This window comes from Streptomyces sp. NPDC098781 (assembly GCF_044759995.1).
In the GTDB taxonomy this organism is placed as follows: Bacteria; Actinomycetota; Actinomycetes; order Streptomycetales; family Streptomycetaceae; genus Streptomyces.
The window spans coordinates 573114-590892 of the sequence record NZ_JBIWAK010000003.1 but is presented as its reverse complement, the minus strand read 5'-3'; the positions used below and the strand labels follow the sequence as shown (position 1 = coordinate 590892).

The 17779-nt window shown below is 72.7% G+C and carries 14 protein-coding genes and 2 pseudogenes; 6 read left to right on the top strand and 10 right to left on the bottom strand.

The features are described 5' to 3' along the window. Nucleotides 1–10: 10 nt before the first annotated feature. Nucleotides 11–607, bottom strand: a complete 597-nt coding sequence (rfbC, locus tag ACIQWG_RS14380; RefSeq protein WP_404094719.1) for a dTDP-4-dehydrorhamnose 3,5-epimerase — start codon at nt 605–607, stop codon at nt 11–13. A gap of 4 nt (nt 608–611) precedes the next feature. Then, a complete protein-coding gene (locus tag ACIQWG_RS14375) occupies nt 612–2552 on the bottom strand; it encodes a glycosyltransferase (RefSeq protein ID WP_404094717.1) in 1941 nt (646 codons plus the stop codon). A 144-nt stretch (nt 2553–2696) separates the two neighbouring features. Between ACIQWG_RS14375 and ACIQWG_RS14370 the strand changes: the two genes are divergently transcribed. Then, nucleotides 2697–3197 (top strand): metallophosphoesterase family protein, encoded by a 501-nt coding sequence (locus tag ACIQWG_RS14370; RefSeq protein WP_404094714.1) that lies wholly within the window; start codon nt 2697–2699, stop codon nt 3195–3197. 359 nt (nt 3198–3556) lie between these two features. On the opposite strand, the gene ACIQWG_RS14365 is transcribed toward ACIQWG_RS14370, so the two are convergent. The 7 genes from ACIQWG_RS14365 to ACIQWG_RS14335 are packed head-to-tail and all read right to left on the bottom strand — an operon-like array spanning nt 3557 to nt 11007. Further along, the gene (locus ACIQWG_RS14365; RefSeq protein WP_404094711.1) at nt 3557–4165 is read right to left on the bottom strand and encodes an SRPBCC family protein; all 609 of its coding nucleotides are present in this window, start codon (nt 4163–4165) and stop codon (nt 3557–3559) included. A 19-nt stretch (nt 4166–4184) separates the two neighbouring features. Then, nucleotides 4185–5300, bottom strand: a complete 1116-nt coding sequence (locus ACIQWG_RS14360; RefSeq protein ID WP_404094709.1) for an XdhC family protein — start codon at nt 5298–5300, stop codon at nt 4185–4187. Beyond that, nucleotides 5293–6414 carry a VWA domain-containing protein gene (locus ACIQWG_RS14355; RefSeq protein ID WP_404094706.1) on the bottom strand — a complete coding sequence of 374 codons (1122 nt, stop codon included), beginning with the start codon at nt 6412–6414 and terminating at the stop codon, nt 5293–5295. The genes ACIQWG_RS14360 and ACIQWG_RS14355 overlap by 8 nt, the downstream gene beginning before the upstream one ends. Next, nucleotides 6411–7310, bottom strand: a complete 900-nt coding sequence (locus ACIQWG_RS14350) for an AAA family ATPase (protein ID WP_404094703.1) — start codon at nt 7308–7310, stop codon at nt 6411–6413. Before ACIQWG_RS14350 ends, ACIQWG_RS14355 begins: the two co-directional genes overlap by 4 nt. A 12-nt stretch (nt 7311–7322) precedes the next feature. Then, nucleotides 7323–8177: an FAD binding domain-containing protein gene (locus tag ACIQWG_RS14345; RefSeq protein ID WP_404094701.1), complete on the bottom strand. Its 855-nt coding sequence runs from the start codon at nt 8175–8177 to the stop codon at nt 7323–7325. Beyond that, nucleotides 8174–10540 (bottom strand): xanthine dehydrogenase family protein molybdopterin-binding subunit, encoded by a 2367-nt coding sequence (locus tag ACIQWG_RS14340; protein ID WP_404094699.1) that lies wholly within the window; start codon nt 10538–10540, stop codon nt 8174–8176. The genes ACIQWG_RS14345 and ACIQWG_RS14340 overlap by 4 nt, the downstream gene beginning before the upstream one ends. Further along, complete coding sequence (locus tag ACIQWG_RS14335; protein ID WP_404094696.1) at nt 10537–11007, bottom strand: (2Fe-2S)-binding protein; 471 nt, start codon at nt 11005–11007, stop codon at nt 10537–10539. The genes ACIQWG_RS14340 and ACIQWG_RS14335 overlap by 4 nt, the downstream gene beginning before the upstream one ends. A 265-nt stretch (nt 11008–11272) precedes the next feature. Between ACIQWG_RS14335 and ACIQWG_RS14330 the strand changes: the two genes are divergently transcribed. The 5 genes and pseudogenes from ACIQWG_RS14330 to ACIQWG_RS14310 all read left to right on the top strand — a co-directional run bounded on the left by ACIQWG_RS14330 (nt 11273) and on the right by ACIQWG_RS14310 (nt 16544). Continuing rightward, nucleotides 11273–13252 carry a GTP-binding protein gene (locus tag ACIQWG_RS14330; RefSeq protein ID WP_404094693.1) on the top strand — a complete coding sequence of 660 codons (1980 nt, stop codon included), beginning with the start codon at nt 11273–11275 and terminating at the stop codon, nt 13250–13252. Nucleotides 13253–13325: 73 nt separating this feature from the next. Further along, nucleotides 13326–15185, top strand: a complete 1860-nt coding sequence (locus tag ACIQWG_RS14325) for a cellulase family glycosylhydrolase (protein ID WP_404094691.1) — start codon at nt 13326–13328, stop codon at nt 15183–15185. A 64-nt stretch (nt 15186–15249) separates the two neighbouring features. Continuing rightward, a pseudogene (locus ACIQWG_RS14320) lies at nt 15250–15604 on the top strand (MerR family DNA-binding transcriptional regulator). Continuing rightward, nucleotides 15601–15759 (top strand): annotated as a pseudogene (locus ACIQWG_RS14315) (glycosyltransferase); the annotation flags it as partial. The pseudogenes ACIQWG_RS14320 and ACIQWG_RS14315, both read left to right, overlap by 4 nt. Before the next feature lie 122 nt (nt 15760–15881). Then, nucleotides 15882–16544: a TetR/AcrR family transcriptional regulator gene (locus ACIQWG_RS14310; protein WP_404094689.1), complete on the top strand. Its 663-nt coding sequence runs from the start codon at nt 15882–15884 to the stop codon at nt 16542–16544. 6 nt (nt 16545–16550) lie between these two features. Here the strand turns inward: ACIQWG_RS14310 and ACIQWG_RS14305 are convergent, their stop codons facing one another. Continuing rightward, nucleotides 16551–17762 (bottom strand): glycosyltransferase, encoded by a 1212-nt coding sequence (locus tag ACIQWG_RS14305; RefSeq protein ID WP_404095854.1) that lies wholly within the window; start codon nt 17760–17762, stop codon nt 16551–16553. Between the last annotated feature and the right edge of the window lie 17 nt (nt 17763–17779).

Genomic DNA, 17779 nt, shown 5'->3' with positions numbered 1-17779 from the left:
CGCCGCCTCCCTACGACTCGCGCAGCCGGCCGTAGTGCGTGGCGCAGTCCTCGTACGACGGCAGCAGCCCCGCCTCTCGCGCCTGCGCGAGCGACGGGGCCTGCGCGTCCTTGGGGGACAGCAGCGGGGGGATGTGCTCGGGCCAGGCGATGCCCAGCTCCGGGTCCAGGGGGTGCACACCGTGTTCCCGATCCGGGGCGTAGCCCGTCGAGCACAGGTAGACCACCGTGGCGTCGTCGGTGAGGGCCATGAAGGCATGGCCCAGGCCCTCCGCCAGGAACAGGGCGTGGTGGCTGTCGTCGTCCAGGCGCAGCGCCTCCCATCGGCCGAACGTGGGTGAGCCGACGCGGAGGTCGACCACCACGTCCAGCACGGCACCGCGCAGACAGGTCACGTACTTGGCCTGTCCCGGCGGCACGTCCGAGAAGTGCACCCCGCGCAGCACGCCCCAGCGGGAGACCGAGCAGTTGGCCTGGGCCAGCGACAGGTCGTAGCCGGTGGCCTCGCGGAACTCCGCGCCCCGGTACCACTCGTGGAAGCTGCCCCGTTCGTCGGGGAAGACCTTGGGCTCCAGCGCCCAGGCGCCTTCGATGCCGAGGGACCGCATGCCGTCACCTCCACCGGGCGGCGCGGGCCCGGAGCCGGGTCGCCGTCCGGCCCACCGTCGTACCGAGCTTGCGTCGGACCCTGCGCACCAGCCGCCGCAACGGACCGGGGCGGGCGGTGCGGACGACGTGCACCCCGCCGGCCCCGGCGCGCAGGGCGAGCGGCAGCGGCAGCGAACGGGAGCCGGGCGCGCCGAGCGACACGCGCCACGTCGACCCCTTCAGCTCGCCCAGGGGCAGCTTCGCCTCCAGCAGCGCGCCCGACCCCTGGGGGGACAGCGAGGCGGGCACCTCGTGGGCGGTCGGCGGCGACGTGAGGCGCAGCGGCACCTCGGTGCCGTCGTGCGGGACGTGCAGGGGGAGCGGTACGCGGAGTCGGTCGCCCGACGCCGTGACGTCGGCCGGTGCGAGGGCGCCGAAGCCCAGGCGATGGGTCGCCCGGTCGACGTCCAGGGCCAGATGGGCGTGCGGGGAGGTCCAGTACGGCAGCACCATGTGGCCGCCGACCAGGCCGGGGGGCGGGGTGGGGCGGCCCGCTCGCGGGGCCGGGCCCAGCCGGCATTCCTTGGTCCAGCCGCCCAGCTTGACCCGGACATGGGCGTCCCACAGGCCGGCGCGGGTCAGGGTGCCGGGGTCGACGGCGGCGGTCGCGCGCAGTACCAGGCGGATCCGGCCCGCGTCGTCCTCGGCCGGCACCTCCTCCCGGGTGAACTCCACCGGCTGGAAGTACTGGGCGCCGCTGACCCGCTCGCGCACCAGCAGGTCGGCGGTGGCCTGACCGAACCGGGCGACGGTGTCCGCGCCGACCCAGGTGACGGCCGCGGCCGGATCCTCCGGCGGTCCGTCGAGGGGCGTGTCGGCCGTGCCGGCGGCGAAGGTCATCGGCTCCCCGGCGGAGGCGTACTCGGCGGTGAAGGCCACCCGCAGCACGCCGTCCTCCCAGGCCACGCGCTCCGGGACGGCGGTGAGAGCGATGCCGGCCTCCCACTCGGCGAAGGCCTCCACGTCGTCGTACCGGTCCGCGGCGATCAGCGCGGCGACGACCCGCTGCGTCGGCTGGAGCCCGGCCGCGACGCCGGGCCCGAAGCGCTCCACGACGACCTGATGCATCTCCTCGAACAGCTCCCGGCGATAGTCCGCCGGAACGGCGAGGAGCCGCTTCGCCCGCATCCGCTCGACCATCTCGACGCGCAGCCAGCGCCGGAAGAGCCGGTCGCGCAGCGGGCCGGGCTCGGTGTACTGCTCGACGACGTCCAGGGCCTCCCGGAGGTTCTTGAAGTAGCCGCCCGGGTCGAAGCGCTGGAAACCGGCGTTCGAGGCGTCGTCCCGGCGCACGTGGTAGTAGCAGACGTAGTCGGCGAGCACCGAGACGTTGGCCGCGCGCAGGTACGCCTCCGTGACGAAGACGTGGTCCTCCAGACGTCGTCTGCCCTCGGGGAAGCGCAGACCGATGTCGTCCAGGAAGGCGCGGCGGAACATCTTGTGCGGGGTGAGACTGTCGATCAGCGGCGCGTTCTCGACGGTGGCGCGCGGGTGGTTGCGGCGGAACAGCTCCACCGGGACCCCGCGGCCCTTGCCGGCCATCTTGCCCACGACGACGTCCGCGCCGTTGGCCACGCCGTAGTCGTACATCCGCTTCAGGGCCTCGTCGCCGAGGTGGTCGTCGTTGTCGACGAACATCACGTACTCGCCCCGGGCGGCCTCGATGCCGACGTTGCGCGGCTTGCCCGACCAGCCGGAGTTCTCCTGGTGGACGACGCTCACCCGGGGTTCCGCGGCGGCGAGCGCGTCCAGCCGGGCCGGCGTGTCGTCGGTGGAGCCGTCGTCGACGAAGATCACTTCGTATTCGTCGGGCGGCAGCGACTGTCGGAGCAGTGAGGCGATGCAGTCCTCGATATAGACCCCGGGGTTGTACACGGGAACGACGACGCTGACCTTGACCGGCATACGGGTCCGTCCCCCTAGGGGTCACTGTGCGTTTACGTCGGATTGTGATGCTCGTGGCCAAATCCTAACCCTGTCACCACCTTTGTCCACCGTTCGACCACGGCGATCCGGATCGCCGATCTCTCCCGCCATTAGCCTGACGGAGTGCGTCTGCTGCTGATGTCCGACACCCACCTGCCCAAGCGCGCCAAGGTCCTCCCGGAGGCGCTGCTCGCCGAACTGCCGCGCGCCGACGTTGTGTTCCACGCGGGGGACTGGGTCGACACGGCCACCCTCGACCTGCTGGAGAGCCGCTGCGCGAGGCTCGTCGCGGTCTACGGCAACAACGACGGACCGGACCTGCGCGCCCGGCTCCCCGAAACGGCCTACGCCGAACTCGGCGGCCTGCGTTTCGGTGTCGTCCACGAGACCGGCCCCGCGCAAGGGCGCGAGGCGCGCTGTGCCGCCCGCTATCCCGACCTGGACGTCCTGGTCTTCGGGCACAGCCACATCCCGTGGGACACCACCGCGTCCTCAGGTCTGCGGCTGCTCAACCCCGGCTCCCCGACGGACCGCCGCCGGCAGCCCCACCACACCTACATGACCGCGACCGTGGAAGAGGGCCTGCTCAGGGACGTGGAGCTGCACCGGCTGCCTCGGCGCTGAACGGCCGGGAACTAGGACCGGGCCGCTCCATGCTCTGGGAAGCGGCCCGGGCGCTGCTTATGCGCTGTCATGGACCTCCCTCCCGCTCAGAGGCTGTGTTCCGAAGGCGCGTGAGCCTCCGTTGTGCGGCGCCTACCCGTTCCCGCCCGCCTTACACACCCCGAACCCGGTCACTTCCGCCCCGTCCGCCGCCACCAGCACTTCCACCCCAGCCGCCACCAGCGCGCCGGGCGCCGGGTCGGTCAGCTGCTGCGACGGGCGCGCGGAGTACTGCCTGCCGGGCCTGTTCCGTCCGGGGTACGGCCACTTCGGCGCGTCGGCCGTCGCGTTCCGCCCGCCTTGTGCGGCCGGGAGCCGGGTCACTTCCGCCCCGTCCGCCGCCACCGCCGTACTCGTGCCACGACCAGCACTCCCACCACGGCCGCCACCACGGCCGCGGCGCGCTTGGCCACCGGCACGCCGGCCGCGCGGAGGAGGTCGAGGGGTGCCTCCGGTTCCTCTTCCGCCACCGGTGCGTCGGGCGGCGGCGGAGTCAGCTGCTCCGACAGGCATGCGGCGAACTGTCCGACCAGGCGGTCGCCCACCTCGGCCATCACCCCGCGCCCGAACTGGGCGGGACGGCCGGTCACCGTGAGGTCGGTGTGCACCGACACGGCCGTGCCGCCGTCTCGCTCCTCCAGGGTGCCGGTCAGGGTGGCCCGTGCCGTGCCCTGGCCGTGGGTCTCCCGGCCGCCGGCGATCAGCACCATGCGGTGCGCCGTCTCGTCCTGCTCCTCGAAGACCGCGCTGCCCTTGTACGTCACGGTGATCGGCCCCACCTTGACCTTCACCGCGCCGCTCACGGTCTTGCCGTCGTACTCCTCGACGCTTGCCCCCGGCATACAGGGCGCGACCCGCTCGATGTCGAGGAGCGTGCGCCAGGCCTCGTCGACCGGGACGGGAACGGTGAACTCGTGGTGCAGTTCCATGGCTTGCTCCAACCGGCTGCTACGACGATGGATGGATCGTGGAGGGATGGATGTCGCCCGCCGTGGCCGTCAACGGGACGCCCGTTCCGCCCCACCGCAACGCGACGATCTCGGCGGCGACGGACACGGCGACCTCCTCGGGCGTACGGGCACCGAGGTCGAGTCCGACCGGAGAGCGCAGTCGGGCCAGCTCGCCCTCGTCGAGCCCGGCGTCGGCCAGCCGTTTCATCCGGTCGTCGTGCGTCCGGCGGCTGCCCATCGCCCCGACATACGCCGCCGGGCGCCGCAGCGCCTCCTCCAGCAGCGGCACGTCGAACTTCGGGTCGTGGGTGAGCACACAGATCACCGTGCGCTCGTCGATGTCGGTGCCGCCGAGGTAGCGGTGCGGCCAGTCGACCACCACCTCCACACCGGGCGGGAAGCGTTTCGGCGTGGCGAAGACCGGGCGGGCGTCGCACACCGTGACCCGGTAGCCCAGGAAGTCCCCGATGCGGGCGACGGCCGCCGCGTAGTCGATGGCGCCGAAGACCAGCATCCGGGGCGGCGGCGCGAACGAGTGCAGAAAGACGGTGACCGCGTCCTCGCGGCGCTCACCGTGCGGGCCGTAGTGCCTCAGACCCGTGGCACCGAGGGCGAGTTCGCCGCGCGCGTCGGCGGTGACCGCCACGTCCAGGCCGGCGGCGCCGAGCGTGCCGGCGACCCGGTCCGGCCACACCGCCAGCGTCGCCCCGCGCGGCGCCGGCCCGTCGGTCACCGTCGCCAGCGTCACCGGATCGCCCGCCGCGACCGACTGCGCGACCTCGCCGAACGACGGATCGCTCGCGGGCGTCACGGACCGCACCAGCAGGGTGATCTCGCCGCCGCAGGTGAGTCCGACCGCGAACGCGTCCTCGTCGCTGTACCCGAAGGTCTCCAGCCGCGCCTCGCCGCTCGCCACCACCTCCTGCGCGAGCTCGAAGACGGCTCCCTCGACACAGCCGCCGGACACACTGCCCACGACCTCGTCGTCCGGGCCCACGGCCATCGCGGCACCGGGGTCGCGCGGGGCGCTGCGGCTCCGGGAGACCACCGTGGCGAGTCCGAACGGCACCCGGGCCGCGTACCAGCCGCCGAGCACCGGGAGAATCTCACGCATCGTCCGCTCCTCTCACCACGGCCGCCAGCCGCTCCAGGGCGCCCAGACTGTGCCCCTCGACGAACGCGTCCACGCTCGGCAGCGCCGCCGCCATCCCGGCGGCCAGGGGCGCGTAGCCGGGGCGGGCCTTGCGCGGGTTGGCCCAGATCACCCGGTGCGCCAGCCGGTGCAGACGGCGCATCTGGGTGCCGAGCAGTTCCGGATCGCCCCGCTCCCAGCCGTCGGACAGCACCACCACGATCGCACCGCGCGCCATCCCGCGCTGTCCCCAGCGGTCCAGAAAGGCCCGCACCAGTTCGCCCAGCCGGGTGCCGCCGCGCCAGTCGGGCACCGCCGCCGCGACGGCCGCCATCGCCAGATCCGGGTCCCGGTGCGACAGCTCCCTGGTCACCCGGGTCAGCCGGGTGCCGATGGTGAACACCTCCGTACGGCCGCCCCGCGCGGCGGCGTGCGCGAAGCGCAGCAGCGCGTCGGCGTACGGCGCCATGGAACCGCTGACGTCCACGATCAGCACGACCCGCCGGGGCCGCTCGGCGCGGGCGTGCCGCCGCGGCAGCGCGGGCTCGCCGCCGTGCCGCAGCGACTCCCGCACGGTCCGCCGCGGGTCGACCGCTCCACGCCGGGCGGGGCGTCGTCGCGCGGAGCGCCGTGTCTCGCCGCGCAGCGCGAACGCGGCCAGCAGCCGGCGCACCTGCTCGCGCTCGGTGGGAAGCAGGTCGGCGACATCGCGGTGGCGCAGCACCTCGGCCGAGCTGGCGAGGGCGGCGACCGGCGGACCTTCCCGGTCGTCCGTCGTCTCGCCACGGGCACCCGTCCCGGCCTCCGGCGCGACGACCCGGAGCCGGGGCGCCGGGGCAGCCGTCACCGACCGGCCGGCGCGGCGCGCACCGCCGAAGCAGGCCGCGAACACCCTCTCGTACCGCTCCAGGTCGTCCCGGTCCCCGCACAGCGTCAGCCGCCCCGCCCAGTACACGTCCGCCCGCATCTGAGGCCGCAGTACGTCCACCGCGGACAGGAACGCGTGCACCCGCTCGGCACTGGCGTCCACGCCCGCCGCCCGCAGGGCGCGCGCGAAGCCGAGCAGCGCGGCGTCCCCGGTGAGCACGGCCGTCACGCCCCTCGTGCCGCGAGCACCGCCGCGAAGTCCAGCCCCCGTGCCCGCTCCGCGTCCTCCCGGTACTTCAGCACCGACCCCAGCGTCGCCACCGCCAGCTCCGCGTCGACCTCGTTCGCGCCGAGCGCGTCCAGGGCCTCGGCCCAGTCGATGGTCTCCGCGACACCCGGCGGTTTGAGCAGGTCGTGGCCGCGCAGCCGCTGCACCAGCGCCGTCACCTGCTCGGCCAGCCGTGCCGACACCCCCGGCAACCGCCGCCGCACGATGGCCAGTTCGCGGGCGAAGTCGGGATGGTCGAACCAGTGGTACAGACAGCGCCGCTTCAGCGCGTCGTGCACCTCCCGGGTGCGGTTGGACGTCAGCACCACCACCGGCGGTGTCTCGGCGCGCAGGGTGCCCAGCTCCGGGACGGTGACCGAGAAGTCCGACAGCAGCTCCAGCAGGAACGCCTCGAACTCGTCGTCGGCGCGGTCGATCTCGTCGACCAGCAGCACCGACGGCTGTGTCTGCAACGCCCTGAGCAGCGGCCGCGCCACCAGGAAACGCCGGTCGTACAGCTCGCTCTCCAGCCGCTCGGCATCGGTGACACCGGCCGCCTCGGCGGCCCGCAGATGCAGCAGCTGACGTGGGAAGTCCCAGTCGTACAGGGCCTGCGAGGCGTCGATCCCCTCATGGCACTGGAGCCGGATCAGCGGGGCGTCGAGCGCCTCGGCGAGGGCGGCGGCGAGCGCGGTCTTGCCGACGCCCGCGTCGCCCTCGCAGAACAGCGGCCGGCCGAGCCGCAGGGCCAGGAAGCAGGCGATGGCCAGCCCGTCGTCGACGAGGTAACCCGTCTCCTCCAGGCGGGCCCGCACCTGCTCCGGGCCGTCCGACCCGGCGATCGGTCCGTCCGCCATGGTGATCGTCGTTCACCCCATCCCGGCGGCCGCCAGCACCGCCCGCTTGGTCAGCACCTGCGCCAGATGGGCGCGGTACGCGGGTGACGCCGAGGTGTCCGAGGGCGGCCGGGTGCCCTCCGCCGCCTCCTGAGCGGCCCGCGCCACGCCCTGCGGATCGCCCGTGCCGGACAGCGCCCGCTCGGCGGCCGAGGCCCGCACCGGCGTGGCGCCCATGTTGGTCAGCGCGACCCGTGCGTCGGCGATGTGCCCGTCGTCGCGGCGCACCAGGGCCGCCACGCCGACGATCGGCCAGGCCTGCGCGATCCGGTGGAACTTCTCGTACCGGAAGCCCCAGCCGTCCGCCTTCGGGATCCTGACCTCGACCAGCAGCTCGTCGGGCGCGAGCGCCGACTCCAGATAGTCGACGAAGAACTCCCGGGCTGGGATGGTGCGCCGCCCGCGCGGCCCCTGGGCCACCAGCTCACCGTCCATCACCAGCACCACCGCGGGCAGGTCCCCGGCCGGGTCGGCGTGCGCGAGCGAGCCGCCGAGGGTGCCGCGATTGCGTACGGCGGGATCCGCGACCGTCGAGGTGGCGGCCGCCAGCAGTCCAGCGTGCCGCCGGACCAGCGGATCCGCGATGACGTCGTGGTGCGTGGTCATGGCGCCGATGACCAGCGTGTCGCCGTCCTCCCGGACGCCGCGCAGCTCGGGGATCCGGTTGACGTCCACGACGAGCTCGGGGAAGGCCAGCCGCAGCCTCATCAGCGGCAGCAGGCTCTGTCCGCCGGCCAGCACCTTGGCGTCCTCGCCCGCGTCGGCGAGGGTGCGCACCGCCTCGTCGACGCTGCCGGGACTTGCGTATTCGAACGCGGAGGGAATCATGCCGACGCCTCCTCGGCGGAGCGCAGTGCCTGCCAGACCCGTTGGGGCGAGCAGGGCATCCGGATGTCCTGGACGCCGAACGGGCGCAGGGCGTCCACGACCGCGTTGACCACGGCCGGCGTCGAGGCGATCGTGCCCGCCTCGCCGACCCCCTTCACGCCGAGCGGGTTGGAGGTGGCCGGTGTCTCGGTGCGGTCGCAGACGAACTCGGGAAGGTCCGGCGCGCCCGGCACCAGATAGTCGGCCAGTGTGCCGGTGACCAGGTTGCCCTCCTCGTCGTAGACGGCCTCCTCGTACAGCGCCTGGGCGATGCCCTGGGCGATGCCGCCGTGCAGCTGGCCCTCCACGATGAGCGGGTTGATCACCTTGCCGACGTCGTCGACGCACACGTAGGACCGGATGTGCAGGGCACCGGTCTCGGTGTCGACCTCGACGGCGCACAGGTGGGTGCCGTGCGGGAACGAGAAGGTGTCGGGGTCCAGGACGTGATCGGCGTTGATCGACGGTTCCATGCCGTCGGGCAGGTCGTGCGAGGAGAAGGTCGCGAAGGCCACTTCCTGGATCGTCTTGCGTGCCTCGGGCGAGCCCTTGACGGAGAACGCGCCGTCCGCGAAGTCGAGGTCCGCCTCGTTGGCCTCCAGCAGGTGGGCGGCGACCTTGCGGGCCCTGTCCACCACCTTGCGCGCGGCCTCGTGGACGGCGACGCCCCCGACGACGAGCGAGCGCGAACCGTAGGTGTCCATGCCGTGGGTGGCCAGCATGGTGTCGCCGTGCATGACCTCGACGTCCTCGAACGGCACGCCCAGGACGTCGGCGGCGATCTGGCTCCAGGACGTCACATGGCCCTGGCCGTGCGGGCTGGTGCCGGTGATGACCTCGACCTTGCCGGTGGGCAGCACCCGGATGCTCGCCGCCTCCCAGCCGCCCGCCGCGTAGTTCATCTCGCCCAGCCAGCGGCTCGGCGCCAGGCCGCACATCTCGGTGTACGTGGAGACGCCGATGCCGAGGCGGACGGTGTCCGCGTGGTCGACGCGGTCCGCCTGCTCGGCGCGCAGCTTGTCGTAGTCGAACAGGGCGAGCGCCCGGTCGGTGGCGGCCTCGTAGTTCCCGCTGTCGTAGGTGAGTCCGGCGATCGTGGTGTACGGGAACTCCTCGTGCCGGATCCAGTTGTGGCGCCGCAGGTCGACGGGGTCCATGCCGAGTTCGGCGGCCAGGTCGTCCATGATCCGCTCGATCGCGTACGTCGCTTCCGGGCGGCCCGCGCCGCGATAGGCGTCGATCGGCGTGCGGTTGGTGAAGACACCGGTGCAGGAGAACTCGTAGGCCCCGAACTTGTAGATCGCCGGGTACATCGAGGCGCCGAGGATCGGGATGCCGGGGCTGAGCAGCATCAGGTAGGCACCCATGTCGGCCATCAGGGAGACCTTCAGGCCGAGCAGCGTGCCGTCGCGGCGCGCGGCGACCTCGATGTCCTGGACCTGGCCGCGGCCGTGGTGCGTGGCGACGTTGGCCTCGGAGCGGGACTCGGTCCACTTCAGCGGCCGGCCCAGGCGCCTGGCCAGCACCAGGGTGATCACTTCCTCGCCGTAGACCTGGAGTTTCGAGCCGAAGCCGCCGCCCACGTCGGGGGCGACCACGCGGATCTTGTTCTCCGGGATACCGGTGGTCACGGCGAGCATGACCCGCAGCACGTGCGGGACCTGGGTGGAGGAGTAGAGCGTGAACTCGCCGGACGCGGCGAGCGGGGTGACCACGACCGCCCGCGGCTCCATCGCGGTCGGGATGAGGCGCTGCTGGTGGTAGCGGCGGGTGAGGACCACGTCGGCCCGCGCCTTGGCGGCCTCGTAGTCACCGTCGGCCGTGCGGTAGTCGAAGCAGCGGTTGCTGTCCTTGTCGGTGTGGACCGGCGGGGCGCCCTCGGCCAGCGCGCCCTCGATGTCGAGCGCGGCGGGCAGCGGTGTGTAGTCGACCTCGATGGCCTCCAGGGCGTCGGCGGCCGTGTACCGGTCGCGGGCCACCACCACGGCCACCGGATCGCCGGCGTAGCGCACCTCGTCCACGGCGATCGGCGGGTGGTCCGGCACCACGGTGCCCTCCGCCACGGGCCAGGCGCAGGGCAGCGACCCCATCGCCTCCGCGACGTCCCGACCGCTGAACGCGGCGACGACTCCGGGGCGTTCCAGCGCGGCCGACACGTCGACGCGGTCGATGCGGGCGTGGGCCATGGGGCTGCGCAGGATCGACAGGTGCAGCAGTCCGTTGACGCTGATGTTGTCGGTCCAGTTGGTCTGCCCGGTGATCAGGTGGGCGTCCTCCTTGCGGGGCCGGGCGCGGCCGACCTCGCGTTCGACGGTCTCGCTCATGCCGTGACCTCTTCCTCGGAGGCGTCCAGAACGGCTTGGACGATGTTCTGGTATCCCGTGCAGCGGCAGAGGTTGCCCTCCAGGCCGTGGCGTACCTCGTCCGGCGTGGGGTGCGGGTGCTCACGCAGCAGATCGCGGGCCGCCATGATCATCCCGGGGGTGCAGTAGCCGCACTGGAGCGCGTGCCGCTCGTGGAAGGCCTGCTGGAGGCGCGTCCACTCCCCGTTCGTGGCGAGTCCCTGGATCGTGGTGATCTCGCTGCCGTCCGCCTGTACGGCGAGCAGGGTGCAGCTCTTGACGGCCGTGCCGTCCATTTCGACCGTGCAGGCACCGCAGTTGGAGGTGTCGCAGCCGATCGGGGTGCCGGTCAGGCCGAGGCGGTCACGCAGATAGTGGATCAGGAGGAGACGGGGCTCCACGTCGTCCTCGTAGGTCGTGCCGTCCACCTTCACCGAGATGTGTGTCATGTGCCCTCCAGAGGCCGAGTGGAGATGAGAAGGGGAAACATCGGCCGGGCGTGATGTACGTCACTCTAGGGCTGCGGCGGGGAGGCGGCGAGTGCTGCGGCGGGGTTCGTTCGGGCATTGGTTGAGCGTTAATCCATTGCCGGTGTGGGGCGGGGCCTGCTGCACTGCACCCGTCCCTTCGTCACGCACAGAGGAGCCCCGATGCGCACTGCGTTCATGTCCACCCAGGAAGGAACCACCCCCTCACCGAAGGACATGACGCTTCGTGCACTTGCTCAACCTCGGGATCCTCGCCCATGTCGACGCCGGTAAGACCAGCCTGACCGAGCGCCTGCTGCACTCGGCAGGAGTGATCGACGAGATCGGCAGCGTCGACGCCGGGAACACCCGGACCGATTCCCTCGCGCTGGAGCGGCAGCGCGGCATCACCATCAAGTCGGCCGTCGTCTCCTTCCCGCTGGACGACGTGACGGTCAACCTCATCGACACCCCCGGCCATCCCGATTTCATCGCCGAGGTGGAGCGGGTGCTGGGTGTGCTCGACGGCGCCGTCCTCGTCGTCTCCGCCGTCGAGGGCGTCCAGCCGCAGACCCGGGTGCTGATGCGCACCCTGCAACGGCTGCGCATCCCGACCCTCGTCTTCGTCAACAAGATCGACCGACGCGGGGCGCGCTACGACGCCGTACTGCGAGCCGTCCGCGAACGGCTGACGGCGGCCGTCGTGCCGATGGGCCGGACCGGTGCCCTCGGCACCCGCGAAGCCCGCTTCGTCCCCGGACTCACCCCGTCGGCTGTCGACGTCCTCGCCGACCACGACGACGAACTGCTCACGGCGTACGTCGAGGGCACGGTCTCGTACGACGACCTGCGCGCCGCCCTCGCCGTCCAGACCCGGCAGGCGCTGGTCCACCCCGTGTACTTCGGGTCCGCCGTCACCGGCGCGGGCGTCGAGGCGCTCATCGGCGGGATCAAGGAGCTGCTGCCCGCCGCCGCCGGTGACCCCGAGGGGCCCCTCTCGGGGACCGTGTTCAAGGTGGAGCGGGGGCCGGCGGGGGAGAAGGTCGCCTACGCGCGGATGTTCTCCGGGACGCTGCGCACCCGCGACCGGATCCCTTTCGGTTCCGCGGGCGAGGCCCGTGCCGAGGGGCGGGTCACCGCGATCAGCGTCTTCGACCAGGGCGCGGACATCAGGGACGACCTGGTGCCGGCGGGCCGGATCGCCAGGCTGTGGGGCCTCGCCGACATCCGGATCGGCGACGCGATCGGCGAGCCCCGCAAGGCGGACGGGCACCTCTTCGCCCCGCCCACCCTGGAGACCGTCGTCGACCCGGCCGACGGCACCGACCGGCAGGCGCTGCACCGAGCGCTCACCCTGCTGGCCGAACAGGACCCGCTGATCGACCTGCGCCACGACGAGGTGCGCCAGGAGACCTTCGTCTCCCTCTACGGCGAGGTGCAGAAGGAGGTCATCCAGGCCACGCTCGCGGACGACTTCGGCCTGGACGTCACCTTCCGCGAAACGACCCCGCTGTGCGTGGAGCGGCCGGTCGGCTCGGGCCGGGCGGTCGAGTTCAACAAGAAGGACGGCAATCCGTTCCTCGCGACGGTCGGTCTGCGGGTCGATCCGGCGCCCGTCGGATCCGGCGTGGAGTTCCGGCTGGAGGTGGAGCTGGGGTCCATGCCGTACGCCTTCTTCAAGGCCGTCGAGGACACCGTTCGTGAGGCGCTCGGCCAGGGGCCGCACGGCTGGCGGATCCCCGACTGCACGGTCACCATGACCCACTGCGGCTACTCGCCGCGGCAGAGCCACGCGCACCAGGGCTTCGACAAGAGCATGTCCAGCACCGGCTACGACTTCCGCGGTCTGACCCCGCTGGTCCTGATGGCGGCGCTGTGCGAGGCGGGCACCCGGGTCCACGAGCCAATGCACCGCTTCCGCATCGAGGCGCCCGCCGACACCCTGGCCGCGCTGCTGCCGGTGCTGGCCAGGCTGCGCGCGGTGCCGCGGACCACGCAGACGCGCGGCGCGTCCTGCTCGCTGGAGGGCGCGGTCCCCGCGGCCCATGTACACGAACTGGAGCAGCGGTTGCCGGGGCTGACACGCGGCGAGGGCGAGCTGGAGAGTGCCTTCGACCACTACGCCCCGGCCGTGCGGGGCGCGGAACCCGAGCGCCGCCGCACCGACCTCAACCCGCTCAACCGGAAGGAGTACCTGTTGAACCTGACGCGCAGAGTGGGCGGTTGAGCCTCCGGATACACAACTTACTCATGGGTCAGGAGTATTGACGGTGTCCTGATATCACCGGACTGTAGTGGACATGCCGAACATACGAGCGCGTCTGCTGGTTGTTCTGGTCGTCCTCCTCGGATCCCTCACGGTGGCGGGCCCCTCTCCCGCCACCGCCGCCACCCTCCCCGACTCCCTCTGGTTCGACGAAACACCGCTGACCGTGCGGGACGGCCGCTTCGTCGACGGCAACGGCCGCGAGGTCGTGCTGCGCGGGTACAACGTCTCCGGCGAGACCAAGCTGGCCGAGAACGACGGCCTGCCCTTCGCCTCGGTCGCCGACGCCAGGAAGTCCGCGACCGCGCTGCGCGCCCTCGGCGGCGGCAACTCGATCCGCTTCCTGCTCTCCTGGGCCTACGCGGAACCCGTGCGCGGCCAGGTGGACACCGCGTACCTGTCCGCCGCCACCGCACAGATGCGCGCGTTCCTCGACGCCGGCATCCGCGTCTACCCCGACTTCCACCAGGACCTCTACTCCCGGTACCTGTTCGACCCCGACAGCTGGTACAGCGGCGACGGCGCCCCCAAGTGGGCCGTGGACGCCGGGGACTACCCGGACGAGTCCTGCGGGATCTGCTTCTTCTGGGGCCAGAACATCACCCAGAACGAGGCCGTGAAGCAGGCGTCGTACGACTTCTGGCACAACGAGCACGGCCTCCAGGACGCCTTCCTCACCACCGCCCAGAAGACCATGGCGTACATCAGGCAGAACGTCTCCACCGCCGAGTTCGCGGGCGTCGCCGGCTTCGACCCCTACAACGAGCCGCACGCCGGCAGCTACGACTCCGGCCAGTCCAGCCGCACCTGGGAGCGGGACGTCCTGTGGCCGTTCTACGAGAGGTTCCGGGCCCGCATGGACACCGCGGGCTGGCAGGACAAGCCGCTCTTCGCCGAGCCGAACCTCTTCTGGAACGCCAACCTCGACTTCCAGAAGCAGGAGGGCGGACTGCTCGACGCGGGCACGCTCGGCCCCCGTTATGTCTTCAACACCCACTTCTACGACCAGAAGGCCATCTCCGGCATTTTCATGTGGGGCAAGGCCGCCGACGGCCAGTACACCGGCGACTTCGGCACCGTCCGCGACCGCGCCTCGGCCACCAACACACCCGCGATCGTCAGCGAGTTCGGCCATCCGCTGTCGGGCTCGGTCGCCGACAAGGCGCCGACCGTGCTCAAGGCGATGTACCAGGCGCTCGACTCCCGTGTGCCGGGCGCGAGTTGGTGGTCGAACCCGACCGGCTCCGGCCCGGTGCTCTCCGGTACCCAGTGGCAGTGGGACATCTACCACGGACGCCACCACGAGCTGATGAACGACAACCCCGACAAGGTCCTCACCACCGGCGACGCCTGGAACGACGAGGACCTGTCCGCCGTACGCCTCGACGACTCGGGCACCCCCACGCTGCGCCAGGACGGCCGGCTGCTCGACCGGATCTACCCGAGCGCCACCTCGGGGACGACCGTCGCCTTCACCTACGAGGACCGCTCCCGGGACGGCACCACCACCCTCACCTGGAACCCGGTGCCCGGCTCGCTGCCGAACGTGGCGCAGCTGGTGGGGTCGGGGCAGTACGGACTGCTGGTGTGGCGTTCCGGCGGCGGCTCCGCGCCGACCGAACTGCACCTCCCGGCGTCCTTCCCGACCGGGTCCACCACGGTGGTCTCCGACCTGGGCACCGTGCACGCGCCGCCGTCGTACACCTCCGCCACCCCGGTGGGTGTGGCCGCCGAACCGGGCGGCACGGGCAGCCGCCGGCTCCTGCTCACCGACACCGACTCCGGAGCCCCGCACTACGCGCTGGTGACGAACGGGGCGAGCGCGCCCTCCGCCACGCTGCTCGCCGCCGCCCGGACCGAACTCTCCGCGTGGGCGGCGCGGAACGCCGGCTAGCGAACGCCGTTTGACCCTGCCCTTACGTCAGGCCGCACGCTGTTCCCGACGAAAGGGCAGGTGCATGAGCTACTCCGTGGGGCAGGTCTCGGCCTTCGCCGGGGTGACCGTGCGCACGCTGCACCACTACGACCGGGCGGGCCTGCTCTCGCCCAGTGGCCGCAGCGGCGCCGGTTATCGGCTGTACGACGCGGGCGCGGGACCTCGCGGAGGAGCACCGGCTGCACATCGCCCGCTGGTTCACCACCTGTCCGCACGACATGCACCGGCGCATCGCGGACGACTTCGCCGCCGATCCGCGCGCCTTCGCGCTAGTCGTGCCGCCGTCGCGGCAGCGGCCGGGCCTCGCGGCCTATCTGTGCCGGGCCGTGCACGCCAACGCGGCACCCCGGGCGGACCGTGCGGAGGAGGAACGATGAGGATACTGATCGCCGCCGCCGGATCACGCGGCGACGTCGCGCCGTACACGGGCCTCGGGGCCGGCCTGCGGGACACCGGGCACGACGTCACGCTCGCGACGACCGACGCCTTCGCGCCCCTGGCGGGGGAGGCGGGCCTGGAGTTCCGGAGCCTGGCTGACCCCGTTGAACGATCGTGCGGGCTGACGAAGGTCGCTGCCTCGTCCCGGCCCTTTCCCCAGGTCCGCGTACACGACAAGATTGACCGTCGGGTCGGCGAGGTGGCGGGAGGACAAGCGTGGCGGGCAGGCTGAAGGCGCCCACCGGCCGCTACGGCGGCAAGTCGGCCGAGGAGCGACAGGCCGAGCGGCGCCGCCGCTTCCTGGACGCGGCGCTGCGGCTCTTCGGCGACAGCCCCGGCTACCGGGGCACGACCGTGGCGGCCCTCAGCGAGGCCGCCGGGCTGTCGACCCGTCAGTTCTACGAGGAGTTCCGCACCCTGGAGGATGTGCTGGCCGCGCTCCACCTCCAGGTCAACGGATGGGCGGAGGAGGCCGTGCTGGCGGCGGTCGCGGAGGCGGTCGACCTTCCGCTCGCCCGACGCGCCACCGTGATCTTCCGCGCGTACGCCGCGAACGTCACCGCCGACCCGTGCCGTATCCGCATCACGTTCGTCGAGATCGTCGGCGTCAGCCCCCGTCTGGAAGAACAGCGACTCGCCCGCCGCGCCCGCTGGATCGACCTGGTCTGCGCCGAGGTGGCGGCCGCCGTCGCCCGCGGCGAGGCGGCGCCGCGCGACTACCGGCTCGCCGCCACGGCGTTCATCGGCAGCGTCAACGGGCTGCTGCACGACTGGAGCGCGGGCTGGGTGGACGCGACCCTCGACGAGGTGGTCGACGAACTCGTCCGCATCCTCCTCGGCATCCTGCGACCGGCGGCGCCGCCGCTCGCCGGGCCCTGACCGGATTCAGCCGCAGAGCCGGTTCACCGCGTCCAGCACGGGAGCCACCCCGTCCTCGGCGCGCAGCCCGTCGGCCAGGTCGCGGGCGCGACGGCCGTAGGAGGGGTCCTCGGTCGCCCGGCGTACGGCAGTCGTCAGCTCCTCGGCCGTGAACCTCCGCAGCGGGACCGCGCGGGGCGCCACCCCGAGGGCGACCAGGCGAGCGGCCCAGAAGCCCTCGTCGAACTGGATCGGCAACGGCACCGCCGGTACCCCGGCACGCAGCCCGGCGGCGGTCGTGCCCGCCCCGCAGTGGTGGACCACCGCGGCCGTCCTCGGGAACAGCGCGGAGTGCGGCACCTCGCCGATGGTCAGCACATCGTCCCCGGCGGCCGCCAGCCCGCCCCAGCCCCGCTGGATCACCACCCGCAGCCCGGCCTCGCGCACCGCCCGCACGACATCGGCGCTGAGCCGCGCCGGGTCCGGCACGGTCGCGCTGCCCAGTCCGACGAAGACGGGCGGCGGGCCCGCGTCGAGGAAGTCCCGCAGCTCGGGCGGGAGATGAGCCTCGCCGTCGTACGGCCACCAGTAGCCCGTGACCCGCAGATGCGGGCGCCAGTCGCGAGGACGGGGCACCACCAGGGTGCTGAAGCCGTGCAGCACGGGGGAGCGCCGCGCGCCCCGGGACCGGGTGCGGGGCAGCCCGAGCCTCGCCCGCGCGTCGGGCACGGCCGCCGAGAAGACCCGCTCGACGGCCAGCGTCACCCCGTGTCCGGCGACCCGGTTCCCGAGGCTGCCCCAGGAGCCGCCTCCGAGCATCGGCGGCGCGAACTCCCGGGTGGGCGCGAGCGGTTGCAGGGGCAGGTCGACGCACGGCAGCGACAGGCCCTCGGCGATGGCGTGGCCCAGCGGGGCGGTGGAGCCGGCCAGCAGCAGGACGTCGCTCGCCCGCGCGGCGGCCAGCATGCCGTCGGTGATCCGCCCGGCCAGGTTCCGCGCCATCCCCACCACACGGACGAGCTTGCCGACGCCGCTCCCGCTGCGGTGCAGACTCCGCCCGCGCTCGGACTCCAGCTCCGCCCGCGGATCCAGCGGCAGCGGATGGAAACCCATGCCCGACCCCGCCACCAGCCGCTCGAAGCAGCCGTGCGTCACCAGGGTCACCTCGTGTCCGGCCCGGACCAGGGCATGCCCGAGTCCGGTGTAGGGGGCGACATCACCCCGGGAGCCCACCGTCATGATCGCTACACGCACTC